The organism is Streptomyces europaeiscabiei, from assembly GCF_036346855.1.
Classification (GTDB): domain Bacteria; phylum Actinomycetota; class Actinomycetes; order Streptomycetales; family Streptomycetaceae; genus Streptomyces; species Streptomyces europaeiscabiei.
This window is the reverse complement of the sequence record NZ_CP107841.1, coordinates 1,357,972-1,377,704: the sequence shown is the minus strand read 5'-3', so window position 1 is coordinate 1,377,704 and position 19,733 is coordinate 1,357,972. Positions and strand designations below refer to the sequence as shown.

5 protein-coding genes and 2 pseudogenes are annotated in these 19,733 nt (G+C 73.3%); 1 reads left to right on the top strand and 6 read right to left on the bottom strand.

Annotated features, from left to right (window positions below):
• Positions 1-50: 50 nt before the first annotated feature.
• Positions 51-10,895: pseudogene (locus OG858_RS06065) on the top strand (type I polyketide synthase); the annotation flags it as partial.
• 901 nt (positions 10,896-11,796) lie between these two features.
• On the opposite strand, the pseudogene OG858_RS06060 reads toward OG858_RS06065, so the two are convergent.
• The 6 genes and pseudogenes from OG858_RS06060 to OG858_RS06035 all read right to left on the bottom strand — a co-directional run.
• A pseudogene (locus OG858_RS06060) lies at positions 11,797-12,750 on the bottom strand (TerC family protein); the annotation flags it as partial.
• 278 nt (positions 12,751-13,028) lie between these two features.
• Positions 13,029-15,629, bottom strand: coding sequence for an AMP-binding protein (locus OG858_RS06055; protein WP_327743215.1), 2,601 nt, complete (start codon positions 15,627-15,629; stop codon positions 13,029-13,031).
• A 9-nt stretch (positions 15,630-15,638) separates the two neighbouring features.
• Positions 15,639-16,490 (bottom strand): ABC transporter permease, encoded by an 852-nt coding sequence (locus OG858_RS06050; protein ID WP_086750801.1) that lies wholly within the window; start codon positions 16,488-16,490, stop codon positions 15,639-15,641.
• Positions 16,490-17,479, bottom strand: a complete 990-nt coding sequence (locus tag OG858_RS06045; RefSeq protein WP_086750802.1) for an ATP-binding cassette domain-containing protein — start codon at positions 17,477-17,479, stop codon at positions 16,490-16,492. Before OG858_RS06045 ends, OG858_RS06050 begins: the two co-directional genes overlap by 1 nt.
• Before the next feature lie 103 nt (positions 17,480-17,582).
• Positions 17,583-18,788 (bottom strand): cyclic dehypoxanthinyl futalosine synthase, encoded by a 1,206-nt coding sequence (gene mqnC / locus OG858_RS06040; RefSeq protein WP_328545075.1) that lies wholly within the window; start codon positions 18,786-18,788, stop codon positions 17,583-17,585.
• 32 nt (positions 18,789-18,820) lie between these two features.
• Positions 18,821-19,717 carry a menaquinone biosynthetic enzyme MqnA/MqnD family protein gene (locus OG858_RS06035; protein ID WP_086750804.1) on the bottom strand — a complete coding sequence of 299 codons (897 nt, stop codon included), beginning with the start codon at positions 19,715-19,717 and terminating at the stop codon, positions 18,821-18,823.
• Positions 19,718-19,733: the final 16 nt, after the last annotated feature.

Below are 19,733 nucleotides of genomic sequence, written 5' to 3'. Positions count from 1 at the left end.
GAACGGGTGAAACCATGAGCGATGAGGACAAGCTCCTCGGCTACCTGAAAAAGGTCACGGCCGATCTCCACCAGACGCGGCAGCGCCTGGCCGCGGCCGAGGCCCGGCAGCACGAATCCATAGCGATCGTCGCGATGGGCTGCCGCTTCCCCGGCGGTGTGAGCGACCCCGACGACCTGTGGCGGCTGCTCGACGAGGGTGCCGACGCCATGACGGAATGGCCGCGCGACCGCGGCTGGGACACCGACGCGCTGTACGACCCGACGCCCGGTACTCCGGGCCGCAGCTACACCCGCGTCGGTGGATTCGTCGACCGGGTCGCCGACTTCGACGCAGGCTTCTTCGGCATCTCCCCCCGCGAGGCCGTCGGCACCGACCCGCAGCAGCGGCTCCTGCTGGAGATCTGCTGGGAAGCCCTGGAACGCGCCGGGATCGACCCGCTCGCCCTGCGCGGCAGCCGTACCGGCGTGTTCGCCGGTACCAACCTCCAGGACTACACCACCCTGCTCAGCCTCTCCGACAACGCGGGGGACGACGGCGTCGGCAACTCCGCCAGCGTCCTGTCCGGCCGCGTCTCGTACACCCTCGGGCTGGAGGGCCCGGCCGTCTCCGTCGACACCGCCTGCTCCTCCTCCCTGGTCACCCTGCACCTGGCCGCGCAGGCGCTGCGCGCGGGCGAGTGCGACCTCGCGCTCGCCGGGGGCGTCACCGTCATGTCGACGCCCACGGTGTTCCTGGAGTTCAGCCGCCAGCGCGGTCTGGCCGCCGACGGCCGCTGCCGCGCCTTCGCGGACGCCGCCGACGGCACCGCCTGGGGCGAGGGCGCCGGAGTCCTCGTCGTCGAACGGCTCTCCGACGCCCGCCGCAACGGCCACCCCGTCCTCGCCGTGCTGCGCGGCTCCGCCGTCAACCAGGACGGCGCCTCCAACGGCCTGACCGCGCCCAACGGCCCCTCCCAGGAACGCGTCATCTGGCAGGCGCTCAACTCCGCGAAGCTCGCCCCCGCCGACGTGGACGCCGTCGAGGCGCACGGCACAGGCACCCGCCTCGGTGACCCGATCGAGGCGCAGGCCCTGCTCGCGACGTACGGTCAGGACAGGCCCGCGGACCGGCCGCTGCTGCTCGGCTCGGTGAAGTCGAACATCGGCCACACCCAGGCCGCCGCCGGTGTCGCCGGCGTCATCAAGATGATCCTGGCCCTGCGCGCCGGACGACTGCCCGCCACCCTCCACGTCGACCGGCCCAGCCGCCATGTCGACTGGTCCGCCGGCCACGTCGAACTGCTCACCGAGGCCCGCCCCTGGCCCGCCCCCGGCGACCGTCCGCGCCGCGCGGGCGTGTCGTCCTTCGGCGTCAGCGGCACCAACGCCCACGTCATCCTCGAACAGGCCCCGCCGGCCGAGCCGGACGACACCGTCGCATCCGCCGACGACACCCCCCGCGCCCGGGCCTTCGCCGTCTCCGGCCGTACAGCCGCCGCCCTGTGCGACCAGGCCGGCCGGCTCGCCGCCCGGCTGCGCACCGCCCCGGACGGGACCGTCCGCCCCGCCGACCTGGCCTGGTCCCTCGCCGCCACCCGGCCCGCACTCGAACACCGCGCCGTGGTCGTCGCCGCCGATCACGGGACACTCCTGCGCGGCCTGACCGCGCTCGCCGACGGCGCCCCCGACCCCGCCGTGGTGCGGGGCGTCGCCGACACCGACGGTGACCCGGTCTTCCTCTTCCCCGGCCACGGCCCGCAATGGGAGGGCATGGCGGACGAACTCCACTCCTCCGACGCCCGGTTCCGTGCCTTCTTCGACGAAGCGGCCGCCGCCGTCGAGGAATACACCGACTTCCGTGTCCTCGACGTCCTGCGCCGCACGCCCGGTGCGCCGCCGCTGGACCGTCTCGACGTCGTCCAGCCCGCCCTGTTCGTCACCTGCGTCGCCCTCGCCCGTCTGTGGATGGCGTGCGGAATCCGCCCCGCCGCAGTCGCCGGGCAGAGCCTGGGCGAGGTCGCCGCCGCCCACATCGCGGGCGCCCTCACCCTGCAGGACGCCGCCCGCGTCATCGGCGTCCGCTCCCGTGAACTCATGGCCCTCGCCGGCCGCGGCGGCATGGTCGCCGTTCCGCTGCCGCTCGCCGAGGTCGAGCGGCTCATCGCCCCGTACGACGGCCGGATCTGCGTCGGCGGCGTCACCGGCCCCCGCTCCGTCACCGTCGCCGGCGACACCGAGTCCCTCGCCGCGCTTCTCGCCCGCCTCACCGGCGACGGCGTCCGGGCCCGCCGCGTCCCGATGGACTACGCCTCCCACTGCCCCCAGGTCGAGGAGGTCCGGGACGCCCTGCTCGCCGGATTCGCACCGGTCCGCCCGCGCCCCGCCGAGATCCCCTTCCACTCCACCGTCACCGGCGCCCGCATCGAGGACACCACCACCCTCGACGCCTCCTACTGGTACGACAACGCCCGCCGCACCGTCCGCCTCGAACCCGCCGTGCGCGGCCTCGCCGACGCCGGACACCGCGTCTTCGTCGAGGTGGGCCCGCACCCCGTGGTCACCTCGGCCGTCGGCGACATCCTCGAAGACCTCGACATCACCGACGGCGTCGTCCTCGGCACCCTGCGCCGCTCCGACGGAGGCAAGCAGCGGTTCCTCACCTCCGTGGCCGCCCTCGCCGTACGCGGTGGATCCCCGGACTTCGGCGCCGTCCACGACGAGCCCGCCCGCCGCGCAGACCTGCCCGTCTACGCCTTCCAACGCCGCCGCTACTGGCCCGCCTTCACCCCCGCCGAGAGCGGCGGCCCGGCCGACGCCACCGCGGACGCCCCGTTCTGGCAGGCCGTCGACTCGGGTGACGTCACCACCCTCGCCACCGCGCTGGCCCTCGACGAGGGCACCGTCGCCACGCTGGCCCCCGCCCTCGCCGGCTACCGGCGGCGCGGCGAGGAACGCGGCACCGCCGACCGCTGGCGCTACCGGATCACCTGGCGCCCGATCGAGGACAGAACCGTCCCCGCCCTCACGGGCCGCTGGGTGCTCGCCGTCCCCGGCGGCCAGGAGGACGGCCCCGAGTCGACCGCCGTCCAGGCCGCCCTGACACGCGCGGGCGCCACCTGTGTCCCCGTGGTCGTGGACGCCACGGCCGACCGCGCCGCCCTGGCCACTGCCCTCGGCGAGACCGTCGCCGGAGCCCGTGGCCTCATCTCCCTCCTCGCCCAGGACGACACACCCCACCCGGCACACCCCCTGCTGCCCACCGGGTTCGCGGCCTCCGTCGCCCTCGTCCAGGCGCTGGACGACCTCGACGCCCGCCTTCCGGTGTGGTTCCTCACCCGAGGGGCCGTGGCCGTCGGTGGCGCCGACCCCGCGCCGGACCCCGCCCAGGCCCTCGTCCAGGGCTTCGGACGCGTCGTCGCCCTGGAACAGGCCGACCTGTGGGGAGGCCTGGTCGACCTGCCCGAGCGGCTCGACGCGCGCACCGCCGACCGCGTCGTCGCGGTCCTCGCCGGAACCGACCACGAGGACCAGGTCGCCGTGCGCGCCACCGGTACCCTCGGCCGCCGTCTGGAACGCGCCGCCGTCGGCGGCCTGCCCGGCCGCCGCCGCTGGGACCCGCGGGGCACCGTCCTCGTCACCGGCGGCACCGGCGCCCTCGGCGCCCACGTCGCACGCTGGCTCGCCCGCACGGGCGCCGCACACCTCCTCCTCGTCAGCCGTTCGGGGCCCGACGCCGAAGGGGCCGCCGCTCTCCTCGCCGACCTGACCGCCACCGGTGCTCACGCCGACATCGTCGCCTGCGACGTCGCCGACCCCACCGATCTCGCCGCCCTCCTCGCGTCCATCCCCGAGGAACGGCCCCTCACCGCCGTCTTCCACACCGCCGCGGTCCTCGACGACGGCGTCATCGGCTCCCTCACCCCCGAGCGCCTCGCCGAGGTCCTGCGGGTCAAGGTGGGCGGAGCACTCAACCTCGACGCCGCCACCGCGCACCTCGACCTGTCCGCGTTCGTCCTGTTCTCCTCCTCCTCGGGCGTGTTCGGCAGCCCCGGCCACGGCAACTACGCCCCCGGCAACGCCTACCTCGACGCCCTCGCCGAGGACCGCAGGCTGCGCGGCCTGCCCGCCACCGCCGTCGCCTGGAGCGGCTGGGCCGACGGCGGCATGGCCTCAGGCGCCGTCGGTGAACGTCTCCAGCGCCACGGCGTACGCCTGATGGACCCCGCCGTCGCCGTCACCGCCCTGCAGGACGCCCTCGACCACGACGACACCGCGCTCGTGGTCACCGACATCGACTGGGAGGTGTTCGGCGCCGAGCTCGACAAGGGCCGCCCGCGCCGCCTCTACGCCGGGCTCCCGGAGATCGAACGGCTGCGTGCCCGGCGCCCCGCCCCCGCCCCGAGCACCTCCGACGGTGGCAACGAACTCCTCACCCGGCTCGCCGCGCTCACCGACTCCGACCGCCGCCACGCCCTGCTCGAACTGGTCCGCGCGCACATCGCGTACATCCTCAACCACCCCAGCCCCGACGACGTCGAACCCGCCCGCGCCTTCCGCGAACTCGGCTTCGACTCCCTCACCGCCGTCGAACTGCGCAACACCCTCGGCGAGGCGACCGGCATGCGGCTGCCGAGCACCCTCGTCTACGACTACCCGACCCCCGCCGCGCTCGCCGACCACCTCGGCGAGCTGCTCGCCCCGGCCACACCGGCCGCATCCGGCGGCGCTGTCGCCGTGGCGCGCGGCGAGAGGGCCGAGGACCCCGTCGTGATCGTCGGGATGGCCTGCCGCTTCCCCGGCGACGCCGACACCCCCGAGCGGTTCTGGCGGCTCCTGGCAGACGGCACCGACGCGATGGGCCCCTTCCCGCAGGATCGCGACTGGGACCTGGACGCCCTGTACGACCCCGAGCCCGGCAAGGCCGGCCGTACCTCCACTCTCGTCGGCGGATTCCTCGACGGCTTCGCCGACTTCGACCCGGGTGTCTTCACCATCTCGCCGCGTGAGGCACTGGCCATGGATCCGCAGCAGCGTCTGCTGCTGGAGATGGCCTGGGAGACGTTCGAGCGGGCGGGCATCGACCCGCGTGCGCTGCGCGGCAGCCGTACCGGCGTCTTCGCCGGCACCAACTACCAGGACTACACCTCCCGCCCGATCGACCCGGGCGACGAGGCCGGCGCCCACCTGGGCACCGGCACCTCCGCCAGCGTCCTGTCGGGCCGGTTGTCGTACACCTTCGGCCTGGAGGGCCCGGCGGTCACCGTCGATACGGCCTGCTCCTCCTCCCTGGTGGCGTTGCATCTGGCCGCGCAGTCGCTGCGCAGCGGTGAGTGCGACATGGCGCTCGCCGGCGGCGTGACGGTGATGTCGACACCCGGTCTGTTCGTGGACTTCAGTCGTCAGCGGGGGTTGGCGGCGGATGGTCGGTGCAAGGCGTTCGCTGATGCGGCGGACGGGACGGGGTTCTCGGAGGGTGGTGGTCTGTTGCTGGTGGAGCGGTTGTCGGATGCGCGGCGGAACGGCCATCCGGTGTTGGCGGTGGTGCGTGGGTCGGCGGTGAATCAGGATGGTGCGTCGAATGGTTTGAGTGCGCCGAACGGTCCGGCTCAGCAGCGGGTGATTCGTGCGGCTCTGGTGGATGCGGGGGTTGCTGCGTCCGAGGTGGATGTGGTGGAGGCGCACGGTACGGGGACGCGGTTGGGTGATCCGATCGAGGCGCAGGCGTTGCTGGCCACGTATGGCCGGGAGCGGGCCGAGGGACAGCCGTTGTGGCTGGGGTCGGTGAAGTCGAATGTGGGTCACACGCAGGCGGGTGCGGGTGTGGCTGGTGTGATGAAGATGGTGCTGGCGATGCGGAATGGCATGTTGCCGGCGACGTTGCATGTGGATGCGCCCTCGTCGCACGTCGACTGGTCGTCGGGCGGGGTGGAACTGCTGACTCAGGCGCGTGAGTGGCCGGAGGTGGTGGAGCGTCCGCGTCGTGCGGGTGTGTCGTCGTTCGGTATCAGTGGGACGAACGCGCATGTGGTGCTGGAGGCCGTTCCCGAGGAGCCGGTGACCGAGGAGTTGGTGACCGAGCAGTCGGTGACCGAGGAGTCGGGCGGGGTGCCGGGTGGTGGTGGTCCGGTGCCGTGGGTGGTCAGTGCCCGCAGCCGGGACGCGCTGCGCGCCCAGGCCGCACAACTCCTCGACCATGTGACCGGGCACCCCGGGTTTCCGCTCGCCGACACGGCCCTGGCGCTGGCGACCACCCGTACCCCGTTCTCCCACCGGGCCGTCCTCGTCGGCGCCGACCGGGACGCACTCGCCGCCCAACTGCGGGCTCTGGCCGACGGAGCGCCGCTGCCCGGCACGGTCACCGGCACCGCCCGCACCGGCGGCAGGACCGCGTTCCTGTTCACCGGGCAGGGCGCCCAGCGGCCGGGGATGGGTCGCGAACTGCGCGCGGCCCACGCGGTGTTCGCCGAAACCTTCGACGCCGTGTGCGAGCGCGTCCCCGGACTGCGCGAGGTGGTCCTCGGCGACGACGCCGAGCTGCTGAACCGCACCGAGCACGCCCAGCCCGCCCTGTTCGCCTTCGAGGTCGCCCTCTACCGCCTGCTGGAATCCTGGGGCGTACGGCCCGACTTCGTCGCCGGGCACTCCGTCGGCGAGATCGCCGCCGCCCACATCGCCGGCGTGTTCTCCCTGGACGACGCCTGTGCCCTCGTCGCCGCCCGCGGCCGACTGATGCAGGCGCTTCCGGCCGGTGGCGCGATGGCGTCGCTCGCGGCAACCGAGGAGGAGGTGCTGCCGCTGCTCGCCGGACGCGAGCACGAACTCGGTATCGCCGCCCTCAACGGGCCCGCCGCGACCGTGGTCTCCGGCACCGAGGCCGCCGTGGCCGAGATCCGCGACCACTTCGCGGCAGCCGGCAGACGCGTCACCCGGCTGCGGGTCAGCCACGCCTTCCACTCACCGCTGATGGACCCGGTGCTCGACGACTTCCGAACCGTCGCCACCGCGATCTCCTACGCCGAGCCACGTGTGCCCGTGGTCTCCGCCCTGACCGGCGAGCCCGCGGCGACCGGCCTGCTCACCGACCCCGAGTACTGGGTCCGGCACGTGCGCGAACCGGTCCGCTTTCACGACTGCGTGACGCGGCTCCACGGTCTCGGAGCCCGCCGGTTCCTGGAAGCCGGACCCGACGGCCCCCTCAGCACGCTGGCCGAGACGGCCCTCGCCGAGACGGCGCCGGACACCGCGGACGAGGCGCTGTTCGTCGCGGCCGTCCTGCGCGACAAGCCCGAGACGGACCGTCTGCTCACGGCCGTCGGCGCGCTCTTCGCGCACGGCGCCGAACCCGACTGGGCCGCGCTGCTGCCCGGCGCCCGCACCGTGCCGCTGCCCACCTACGCCTTCCAGCGGCAGCGCTTCTGGCTGCCGACCGTGGCCCCCGCGGGCGACCCCGCCGGCGCCGGCCTGCGCGGCGCGGACCACCCGTTCCTCGGCGCGGAGGTCACCCGCGCGGGCTCCGACGACCTGCTGTTCACCGGCCGTCTGTCCCTGCGCAGCCATCCCTGGCTCGCCGACCACACCGTCCTCGGCCAGGCCATCCTGCCCGCCACCGGCTACCTCGACCTCGCCGTGCACGTCGGCGACCGCGCCGACTGCGGCCACCTGAGCGAACTCACCCTGCTCAGCCCGCTCGTCGTCCCCGCCGAGGGCACCGTCGACCTCCAGGTCACCGTCGACGCCGCCGACGAGAGCGGGCAGCGCGCCTTCGCCGTGTGGTCCGCACCCGCCGGGAACGACGGCGACTGGCAGCGGCACGCCCAGGGAACCCTGGCCCCACGTTCCCCGTCCGCCCCCGCCCCCGCCGACGACCTGGCCGCCTGGCCGCCGCCCGGCGCCGAGCAGGTTCCCGGTCAGGACCCCTACGCGGCGTTCGCCGCCGCAGGGTTCGCCTACGGGCCCAGCTTCCAAGGCCTCGGCACCGTGTGGGAGCGCGGCGACGAGGTGTACGCCGAGGCCGCGCTGCCCGAGCCGTACCGGGAGGACGCCGCGCGGTACGCGCTGCACCCGGCGCTGCTCGACGCCGCGGTCCAGGCGCTCCTGGTCCGTCGCCCCGGCCTGCGGGGTGACGACGGGGAGACGGCGCCCATGCTGCCGTTCGCCTGGACCGGACTGACCCTGCACGCCACCGGTGCGACCGCGCTGCGGGTGCGGCTCACCCCGGCGGGCCACGACCACGGCTACCGGGTTCTCGTCACCGACACCACCGGGCAGCCCGTCGCCACCGCCGACGCGATCACCCTGCGCACCGTGTCCGCCGCACCCGGTACCGGGGCCGGCCGGCCCGAACTGCTGTGCCTGGACTGGCAGGAGACCCTCCCGGCCCCCGAGACGCCGCGCCCGCAGTCGACGCGCTGGATCGTGCTCGGCACCGGCGACGACCGGGCCGCCGCCGCACTCGACGCGACCGGCGTCCACCTGGAGACCTACGCCGACCTGGAAGCCCTCGGCAAGGCCGTCGACACCGGCATGACCATGCCCGACGTGGTCCTCGTCGCTCCCGCGCCGTACCGCACGGGCGGCCCCGGCATGCCCGAGACGGTCCGCGGCCACCTGACCCGCGCCCACGACCTGATGTGCGGCTGGCTGGCCGACGACCGGTTCACCGACTCACGGCTGGTGTTCGTCACCCGGAGCGCGGTGAACGCGGGCCCTGACACCGGGAGCCCGGACGTCACGGGCGCCGCCCTGTGGGGCATGGTCCGCTCCGGCCAGGCCGAACACCCGGGCCGCTTCCAGCTGGTGGACCTGTCCGGTGACGCGGAGGACGCCGAGGGCACGGCCCTGTTCGCCGCCGTCGCCCGTGCACGCCCTCACAGCGCGGTCCGTGACGGCCGGGTCCTGCACCCCGACGCCGCACCCGCCGCCACCGGCGCGGGCACCCCGGACCTCGCCGCGGGTACTGTGCTCGTCACCGGCGCCACCGGCACCCTCGGCCGGTCCGTCGCCCGCCACCTCGTCACCCGGCACGGCGTACGGTCCCTGCTGCTGGTGTCACGGCGCGGCCCCGCCGCCGACGGCGCCGACACCCTCGTCGCCGAGCTCACCGCACTGGGCGCCCAGGTGTCCCTGGAGACCTGCGACGTCGCCGAACGCGCCGACGTGGAGCGCCTGCTGACACGGCTGCCCGCCGGCGCACGGCTGACCGGAGTCGTCCACGCGGCCGGGGTCGCCGACGACGCCGTCCTCACCGCTCTCGACGGCGCCCGCTTCGACACCGTGCTGCGGCCCAAGGCCGACGGGGCCTGGCACCTGCACGACCTCACCACCCGCCTCGACCCGGCCGCGTTCGTGCTGTTCTCCTCCGCCGCGGGCACCTTCGGTGCCCCCGGCCAGTCCAACTACGCCGCCGCGAACGCCTTCCTCGACGGTCTCGCCGCGCTCCGGCACTCCCTGGGCCTTCCGGCCACGTCGGTCGCCTGGGGCCTGTGGGACGACGACAGCGGCATCACCGCCCGCCTGTCCCACGCCGACCGGAGCCGCCTGGCCCGCGGCGGTCTGCGCCCCCTGGCCACCGAGGACGCCCTCGGCCTCCTCGACGAGGCCCTGTGCGCCACCGAACCGGCGGTGATCGCCGTCGCCACCGGCTCCGGCCGGGCCGGAGTGCGGGCGCTGCTGAGGCCGGCCGCCCCGGCAGCGGCCCGCCGGGCCGCTGCCGGCTCCCTGGGACCGGCCGCCGCCGCGTCGCTCCTCGCCGGACGCGGCCCCGAGGAGGGCCGAGCCCTGCTGCTCCGCATGGTGCGCGACCTCGCCGCCACCGTCCTCGGACACGCCACCGCCGACGAGGTGGAGGCCGACCGGCTCTTCACCGAGCAGGGCTTCGACTCCCTCACCGTCGTCGAACTGCGCAACCACCTCGCCACCGCGACCGGTCTGAAGCTGGCCCCGACCCTGCTGTTCGACCACGCCACCCCGGAGGCCCTCGCCACCCACCTCCACCGGAGGCTGGGCGAGGAGCCGTCCCCCCAGGACGCGGGCACACCCCGGACGGCGACCGCCGGGCCCGAGGCACGGGCCGAGGACACTCTCGGCGGCCTGTTCAAGAAGGCATGCCTGGACGGCCGGGTCGACGACGGCTTCACCCTGCTCCACGCCGCGGCGGCACTGCGGCCCACCTTCACCTCACCGGAGGAGCTCGACACCCTCCCCGGGGCGATCCGCCTCGCCACCGGTGGCACCGCCGCCGCACCGCTGGTCTGCTTCAGTTCCTACGTCGCCCTCGCCGGAGTCCATCAGTACGCCCGGTTCGCCTCCGGCTTCCGCGGCCGACGCGACGTGTGGGCGCTGCCCACGCAGGGCTTCGGCACAGGGGAGGCGCTGCCCGCCACCTTCGACGCCGTCGCCGATCTGCACGCGGACGCCGTGCGGCGCACCGTCGGCGACGCCTCGGCGGTCCTGCTCGGCTCGTCGTCCGGCGGCATCCTCGCGCTCTCCGCCGCCCGGCGGATGCAGGAGCGCGGGTCCGCGCCGGCCGCCGTGGTCCTGCTGGACACCTACATGCCGCGCGCGGACTCCCCGTTCCTGCGCTTCTCCCAGCAGATGCTGGGCGGCATGTTCGAACGGGAGTCGATGTTCGCCCACATGGACTCCGACCGGCTCACCGCGATGAGCTGGTACGTGGCGATGATCGGTGAGTGGGAGCCGGGCCCCCTGGACTGCCCCGTCCTGCTGGTGCGTTCCAGTGAACCCCCGGTGCCCGCGGAACCCGGAACGTCGATGCGGCCCGAGGAGTGGCAGACGTCCTGGGACCGGGCCCAGACAGTCCTCGACGTCCCCGGCAACCACTTCACCATGATGGAGACCTACGCCCGCTCCACCGCCGAAGCCTCCGACGACTGGCTCACCGACCGCGGCGTCTGACCCACGCCCGCCCCACGCCAAGGGCCCGCCTCTTCCTGACAGAGGGCGGGCCCTTGGTTCTGCGTGTTGCCGTGTTCTGCGTGTACTGCGTGTGGTTCTGGGCGAGCACGGAAGGCCGGCGGCACCTGGTCGGGACGGTTCACCCGGTGTCCGCCACGACGCCCGAACACGACATCGGGCGGGTACGACGCCGGGCGGGTACGACATCGGGCGGTGACGCCACAAGCTCCCGTGACGGTCGTCCCCGCGCCCGCGGGGGTAGCTCGTAGAACCCTGTGTCCGTGCCGCGCAGCGTCGCGTCGTCTCCGCGCCCGCGGTGCTCGTACACGGCGACCGGCAACCAGCGCAGCTATGCGTCGTCCTGGCGGCCCGCGGGGGTAGCTCCTGGTGGTTCACCTTGCACAACCGCAGCCGCGTGTCGTCCCCGCGCCCGTAGGGGTAGCTCGGGCCGGTCCGCGCTGCGTACCCCGTACACCCCCGCGCTGCCGGTCAGGAGAGGGTTTGCCGGTCGTGGTCGAGGGCGGAACTGTCACTGCCGTCAACGGCTGCTCGATTGGTCCCCACGGTGGGGGTCCAGCCGGTAGTCGGGACAGTCTCGGTTTTGACATGCGCCCGGGCCCCACACGGGGACGAAGACGCCAAGGCTCTTGTGCCGGTGGACTGCGGCAGGCACGGATTGCTTGCAGGTCGGACACACGTACACTTCGGGCTTGCGCTTTACTTTGACCATATTTTTACCATATGCCCGTACTGGTGCATCAGGAAGTGCCCCGCCTCGCCGCCCTGGGTGCGGACGGGATTCAGCGTCCCGAGCTGGTGAAACGGTGGGGGGCTCAGGGGCATCCACCACAGCCGGTGAGCTGGGCTGTTCGGTGGCCTGGGAGGTGTCCCTCTGTTCGCCGGTCTGTTTCGCATCGCCTGCCGGGGCGGGTCTTCTGAGGCTGAGCACCACGGAACCCGCCAGGACGATGACGATGACTGCGAGGCTGATCGGTGAGGGGATTTCCGGGATGCCGGGGCTGATCATCTTGTGGGATGCCTGGAGGATGAGCTTGACGCCGATGAAGGCGAGAATGATCGCCAGGCCCTTGCTCAGGTAGTGGAAGCGGTCCAGGAGGCCGGCGAGCATGAAGTAGAGGGCCCGCAGGCCGAGGATGGCGAACGCGTTGCTGGTGTAGACGATGAAGGCGTCATCGCTGACTGCGAGGACGGCCGGGACACTGTCGACGGCGAAGATCAGGTCGGCGGCCTCGATCGCGGCGACCACTGCGAGCAGCGGGGTCGCCATCCGTTTGCCGGCTTCTTTGACGAAGAACTTCGCCCCGGCGTACTCGTCCCGCACCGGGATGATCTTGCGGAGCATCCGTACGGCGAAGCTCTTGCCCGGGTCGAAGCTGTCCTGCTCGTCCTTGAGGAGTTTGTAGGTGCTGTAGAAGAGGACCGCCGCGAAGGCGAACAGCACCGCGGTGAAGCGGCTGACCACGGCCACACCGAGGGAGAGGAAGATCCCGCGGAAGACGAGCGCGCCGATGACGCCGAAGAACAGCACGCGGTGCTGGTACGCCCGGGGCACCTTGAAGTACGCGAAGATCACGGCGAAGACGAAGAGGTTGTCGACCGACAGGCTTTTCTCCAGCAGCCAGGCCGTCGTGTACTCGGTGCCGGCGGTGCTGCCGAGGACGAGGAAGACGACCGCGCCGAAGATCAGGGCGAGGCTCACCCACAGGCCGCTCCAGGCGGCCGCCTCCTTGAAGCGGATGACGTGCGCGGTGCGGTGGGACAGCAGGTCTACCGCCAGCGACACGACCACCGTCGCGGCGAACGCCCCCCACAGCCAGAGCGGGACCTCAAGCACGCCGAACACCTTCACCATGGCCCGCGCGAAATACGCCGGCCCTTACACAGGAGTGTCCGGCATTGCGCCCCCGGGAGCATGCGGAGCGGGTGGCCCGGCCGCAGGCATGATGCGGGCAGAGGAGAAGGCTGCCGCGCGTGTACAGCCCCGCCGGCCTGGACGGTGACGCAAGGAGTGCCCCCACATCCGTGTACGACATCGGGCGGGTACGACACCGGGCGGGTACGGCACCGATCGGTGCCGTACCCGCCCGGGTGGCCTGGAAGTGCGGGCCCGACTCAGTCGGCGAGCAGTTCGTTCCTCAGGAGGTGGGCCGACTCCTCCGGTGTCGAGAATTCGAAAGGTACCCAGGAGCCCTCGAACAGGCCGTCCTGCCGGGCCGCCGAAGCGGCCCGCACGGCGCGCTTCTCCCACGGCGCGCACGTCACCGACCGAGCGGTCAGTACCGGATCCCCGGCACCGTCGGCCGCGGCCACGTCCCAGGTGCCGTCCGCCGATCGTCGCAGCCCCACTCGCAGCACGGACGCGCCCACGGCGTACAGCGACACATCGCGCCAGCGCACCGCCACCACGTCCGCGGCGTCCTCCCGCGTGCCCTCCGCCGTCTGCCGCACGGCGCAGGCCAGTGCCGCGTCCAGCAGCGCCGGGTGCGGGGCGAACCGGTCCCGCGCCGTAGCCCGGTCCGGCAGCGCCACCTCGACGAAGACCTCGTCGCCGCGCCGCCACACCCCACGCGGCGTCCGCGCGGTGTCCGGTCGCCCGGCACCGGTGTCCCCGCCCGTCCGACGTGCGCCCTGCGGCGGCCACACCGCCCAACCCATGGCCGACTCCGGCCCGGAGACGGGTGACACCGACGCCACCGCGTGCCGGGTCCACGGGCGTCGTGCCGCCTCGCACGCGTCCCGGCGCCCGTGCACCGTCACTTCTCGTACGCCCTGGGAGTCGGGGGCACCGACCCCCACCCTCAGTTGCACGCCCTCGTCCCGCGGCAGCACCAGCGGCTCGTCCGCGGTCAGCTCCAGCACCCGGGCGCAGCCCGCCCGCCCCGCCGCGTGCAGCACCAGGTCCAGCAGGACGGCCGCGGTGACCACCGTCGTGCCGTCGACGCGCCGCAGCAGGGAGGGGTCGGACCCGGCCACGGTGAGCCGTCCGGTGTACGTCGGCTCGTCCCGTCCGGGTAGTTCGACGGCGGCGGACAGCAGGGGGTGCCCGGCATCCTGAAGCCCCAGATCGACGGCGCCGCGGTACCGGGCCGATTCCTCGGCCGTCCGCCGGGACCCGCGCCACAACAACCGGGCCGGCAGATCGGCCAGCAGTCCGCGGACGATCTCCCCGGCCGGGTCGCGGGGCACCTCGGCGATCTCGTGGATCTCGTCCGGCAGCTTGTACGGCGGCAACCGCCGCCGGCAGGCGGCCAGCACCGTCTCCACATCGATTCCGCCCGACCCCGGCACCGGTACCACGTACGCCACCGGTATCTCGCCGAGAGCCTCGTCGGGGGCGCCCGCCACGGCCGCGTCCGCGACCCCGGGCGCCTGGACCAGTGCCTGTTCGACCTCGCGGGGGTGAAGGTGCTCGCCCCCGCGGGTGATGAGTTCCGTGAGCCGGCCCGTGATCGTCAGGTGCCCGTCCGCGTCCTGCCGGCCGAGGTCACCCGTGCGGTACCAGCCCTCCGCCAGCACGGCCGCGGTCTCCTCCGGCCGCCCGTGGTAGCCCAGCATCAGCCCCGGACCGGACACCCGGATCTCGCCCTCGGCGCCCCGCTCGACCTCCTCGCCGGTGCGCGCGTCCGTCAGTCGAAGTGTCAGCCCGGGCAGTGGCACCCCGCACGAGCCCGGCACGTGCGGGCCCCGCGGCAGGTTCGTGGTGATCGCGCCGCCGGTCTCCGCCGAGCCGTAGCCGTCCAGCAACGCGACGCCGAAGACGGACCGGAACTCCTCGTGCAGGGGCTGCGGGCATGACGACCCCGCGACCAGGCACACCCGTGGCCGTGGCGGTCGCACCGCCCCGGACCGTGCCACCTCGACCATCCGGCGGTACATCGCCGGCGCGCCCACGAGGAAGGTGGCGTCCTCCTCGCGTACGCGGTGCAGCACTTCCTCGGCGTCCGGGCCGTCGGTGAGGCAGGCCATGGCGCCGACCGCGACGACGCCGAGCACGCACACGTTGTGCGCCACGACGTGGGACAGCGGCATCGGGCACACCAGCCGGTCCTGCGGCGACATGCCCAGCAGGGGAGCGCCGCAGGAGGCCGTCGTCCACAGCGACGTCCGCTGGGTGGCCACGACTCCCTTGGGGTGTCCGGCCGTTCCGGACGTGTAGAGCAACCAGGCCGGCTCGTCGAGCCCCAGGTCGTCCCGGGGCGGGTCGCGCAGCGACCATGCCGACGCCAGATCCTCCCAGCGCGGCAGCCCGGCGTCGTCGTCGGCGGCCGCCGCGAACCCCGGCTCGGAGTCGTCCCCGACCAGGATCACCGTGACCTCCGGCCGGTCCGCGAGCACCCGGCGCACCTGTGGCAGCCGCGCCGCATCCGTGATCACCACCCGGGCCGCGCAGTCGTCCAGCACCCGCGCGAGTTCCGTGCCGGCCGACCGAGGGTCCAGCGGTACACCCACGGCACCGGCCCGGGTGACGGCCAGACAGCTCTCCACCGCTTCCACCCGGTTCGGCAGGCAGATCACCGCCGCCGCGCCCCGCGCGAGCCCGAGGCCCACCAGATGACCGGCGACCCGCGCGGTACGCCGGTCCAGCCCGGCCCAGGTCACCGAGCGGCGGGCGTCCTTGAACGCGGTCCGCTGCGGCTGCCGGGCGGCGTGTTCGGCGAGCAGTTCGTGCAACGGGCGGATCAGCTCCGCCCGGAACGCCGCGTCCGCGGTCACGAGATCCCCCTACGCACCCATCGCGCGGTAGCGGCGCACCGCCACCGCGCGCGCCGCCACTATGATCAGCACGGACCAGACCAACGACACCAGCACCGGATGCTGCGCGGGCCAGCCGCCCGTGGCAGTGAGTCCCGGGTTTCCGAACAGCTCGCGTGCCGCCTGTACCGTCGCGCTCAGCGGGTTCCACTCCGCAGCCCAGCGCAGCACCGTCGGGAGCGTCGAGGGCGCCACGAAGGCGTTCGACAGGAACGTCAGCGGGAACAGCCACAGGAAGTTGCCGCTGGCCGCCGCCTCCGGGGCGCGCACCGTCAGCCCGACGACGACGCCCACCCACGACAGCGCGAGTCCCATGAGCAGGAGCAGGGCGAAGGCCGCGGCGGCCCGCAGCACCCCGTGGTGGATGCGCCAGCCGACCAGCAGCGCGCAGGAGATCATCACGACGATCATGACGGCGTTCTGCACCAGGTCCGCGAGGGTGCGGCCGGTGAGCAGCGCGCTGCGCGCCATGGGAAGGGACCGGAACCGGTCCACCATGCCGCTCTGCACGTCGTTGGCGATGCTGACACTGCTGTTGCTGGCCGTGGAGAAGGCGATGGTCTGGGCGAAGAAGCCCGGCATCAGGTACTCGCGGTAGGCCGCCGGTCCGTCTGCTCCGGGCAGGGCGAAGGACCCCGCGAAGATGTAGGCGAAGAGCAGGACGAACACGATGGGCTGCACGAGGCTGAGGACGACCACCTCGGGGATCCGTACCGTCCGGATCACGTTGCGCCGTGTCACGACCAGTACGTCACGCACGGACTTGGCGGCCGTGCCCGGCTTCAGCTCGGGTACGGGCGGCGCCGTTGCCGACACTGTCATCACTCCTTCTCGCTCGGCGCGGCGGCGACGAGCGCCGGGCGCCTGGTGTCCCGGCGGGTGTCCTCGGTGAGGGCGAGGAAGACCTCGTCCAGCGTGGGACGGCGCAGCCCGATGTCGGTGATCTCGATCCCGTCGGCGTCCAGCGCGGCGGCGACCTGCGTCAGCAGTCGCACGCCGCCGTCGACGGGCACGGAGACCGTGCTCCGCGGCCGGTCCACGTCCGGGGGACGGATGCCGAACCTGGCCAGCACGGCTGCGGCCGTGTCGAGCTGTTCGAGCCGGGCGACCGTCGCCTCGACGCGCTGTCCGCCCGCCTGCGCCTTCAGTTCGCGGGGTGTGCCCCGGGCCACGATCCGCCCGTGGTCGACGACCGCGATGTCCCTTGCCAGCCGGTCGGCCTCTTCCAGGTACTGGGTGGTCAGCAGAAGCGTCGTGCCCTGCCCGACCAGGTCCTCGATCGCGTCCCACAGCATCAAACGGCTGGTCGGGTCCAGTCCGACGGACGGCTCGTCGAGGAACATCACCGACGGTCGTACGACGAGGGCGCCGGCCAGGTCGAGACGCCGCTGCATCCCGCCCGAGTACGTGCTCGACACGCGGTCGCCCGCGGCGGTCAGGTCGAACTGGTCCAGCAGTTCGTCGGCCCTCAGGCGGGCCGGCCGGGACCGCAGACCGTACAGTTCGCCGATCATGCGGAGGTTCTCCCGGCCCGTCAGCCGGTCGTCCACGGCCGCGAACTGGCCCGAGAGGCCGATCGACAGCCGGGCCCGGTCCGGCTCGCGCACCACGTCGTGGCCGGCCACGGTGGCCGTGCCCGAGTCCGGGCGCAGCAGGGTGGTGAGCAGCCGTACCGTGGTGGTCTTGCCCGCTCCGTTGGGGCCGAGCAGTCCCAGCACGCCGCCTTCCGGCACATCCAGGTCTACTCCGTCAACGGCCCGGATCTCACCGAAGGTCTTCACCAGACCCGTGGCGTGAATGGCGCCCGCCATGGGCTCTCTCCGTCCTTGTGCAGGGATGTGGCAGTGCGTGCGGGGCGAGGCGCGTGTGTCCGGGGCACCGGCACGCGCGAGCTCCGGACACACGGGCCGGGGCTCAGGTCGCGGCGATCAGCTTCAGCTCGGGGTGCGCGGTGCCGCCCGCGATCGCCGTGGACGAGATGTGCGAGACGATGCGCTCGTCGACGGGGTCGTTCGCCGGGTCGTCGTGCACCAGCAGGTGCTCGTACGTCGTGGCACGCTGCGCCGGGACCCGGTCCGCCCCCCGGATCAGGGTGATCAGTTCGCCCAGGTTGGAGCGGTGCTTGGCGCCGGCGGAGGAGACGACGTTCTCCTCCAGCATGATCGAGCCGAGGTCGTCCGCGCCGTAGTGCAGGGAGAGCTGGCCGACCTCCTTGCCGGTGGTCAGCCAGGAGCCCTGGATGTGGGCGATGTTGTCCATGAAGAGCCGGGCGATGGCGATCATCCGCAGGTACTCGAAGAGCGTGGCCTGCGTACGGCCCTTGAGGTGGTTGTTCTCGGGCTGGTAGGTGTACGGGATGAAGGCGCGGAAGCCGCCGGTGCGGTCCTGTACGTCACGGATCATCCGCAGGTGCTCGATGCGCTCGGCGTTGGTCTCGCCGGTGCCCATGAGCATGGTGGAGGTGGACTGCACGCCCAGCCCGTGCGCGATCTCCATGATCTCCAGCCAGCGCTCACCGGACTCCTTCAGCGGCGCGATGGCCTTGCGGGGGCGTGCGGGGAGCAGCTCCGCGCCGGCGCCCGCGAAGGAGTCCAGACCGGCCGCGTGGATCCGCGTGATCGCCTCCTCCACGCCCACCTTGGAGATCCGGGCCATGTGCTCGACCTCGGACGCGCCCAGGGAGTGGATGACCAGCTGCGGGAACGCCTTCTTGATGGCGGCGAAGTGCGTCTCGTAGTACTCCACCCCGTAGTCCGGGTGGTGCCCGCCCTGGAACATGATCTGTGTGCCGCCCAGCTCGACGGTCTCCGCGCAGCGGCGCAGGATGTCGTCGAGGTCGCGGGTCCAGCCCTTGTCCTTGTCCTTAGGCGGGGCGTAGAACGCGCAGAACTTGCACGCCGTGACGCACACGTTCGTGTAGTTGATGTTCCGCTCGATGATGTACGTCGCGATGTGCTCCGTGCCCGCGTACCGCCGCTTGCGTACGGCGTCGGCGGCGGCGCCCAGCGCGTGCAGCGGGGCGTCGCGGTAGAGGTCGAGCGCCTCCTCTGGCGTGATCCGCCCACCCTCGGCGGCACGGTCGAGAACGGGCTGGAGCGGGGACTTCGGAGGTCGGGACATGGTGGCCGGGCCTTTCGGTGACGGGGTACGGATCAGGAGGAGGGGTCGAACAGCCGGACGGAGACGTCGGGCGGGAAGCCCTCGGCCCCGCCGCCCACCCGGCGTGCGAACTCGGCGATGCCGGCGAGCTGCGCCTCGCCGAGGCTGAAGTCGAGGGCCGTGGTGTAGTAGCGCTCCAGCGTCGCGGCATCGAACTCCTCCCACTGGGCGGCCTGTTCGCACACCTTGGACACCTCCGTCATCGACAGGTCGCGGGAGGCCAGCAGATCGGCGTGGACCCGGCGCGCCAGCTCCGGCTCGCGGGCCAGGAAGTCACGGCGCGCGGCGAACACCGCGAACACGAAGGGAAGTCCCGTCCAGTCCTTCCACATCCGGCCCAGGTCGTGCACCTGCAGACCCATCCGGGGCGCCTCGTACAGGGCCGCGCGCAGCGCGGCGTCACCGATGACCACCGCGGCCTTCGCCTCGGCCATCATGGTGCGCAGATCGGGCGGGCAGACGTGGTACTCGGGGTGCACGCCGATGCGCTCGGCGAGGAGCAGCTGCGCCAGCCGCACCGACGTACGGCTGGTGGAACCCAGCGCGACGGGCTGCCCGTCCAGCTGCTCCAGCGGCACCTGGCTGATGATCAGACAGGACATGACGTCGCCGTCGCTGCCGACCGCGATGTCCGGCAGGGCCACCAGGTCGTCCGCGTGCCGCAGGTACTCCAGCAGGCTGATCGGCCCCATGTCGAGGTCACCGGCGGCGAGCGCGTCGTTGAGACCGTCGGGTGTGTCGGTGCGCAGGTCCATGTCGAGGAGGCTGCCGGTGCGGGCCAACCCCCAGAACAGCGGGAGGCAGTTGAGGAACTGGATGTGGCCCACCCGGGGACGGCGTCGGCGCGCCGGCGCCGACTGCGTGGTCGTGGGTGCGAGTTGCTCGGTCATCGTGCACAACTCCCGG

Excerpts from the sequence above, each read along its gene's own strand:
- OG858_RS06050 (WP_086750801.1), bottom strand. The coding sequence starts at position 16,490 with ATGACAGTGTCGGCAACGGCGCCGCCCGTACCCGAGCTGAAGCCGGGC.
- OG858_RS06045 (WP_086750802.1), bottom strand. The coding sequence starts at position 17,479 with ATGGCGGGCGCCATTCACGCCACGGGTCTGGTGAAGACCTTCGGTGAG.
- mqnC (WP_328545075.1), bottom strand. The coding sequence starts at position 18,788 with ATGTCCCGACCTCCGAAGTCCCCGCTCCAGCCCGTTCTCGACCGTGCC.
- OG858_RS06035 (WP_086750804.1), bottom strand. The coding sequence starts at position 19,717 with ATGACCGAGCAACTCGCACCCACGACCACGCAGTCGGCGCCGGCGCGC.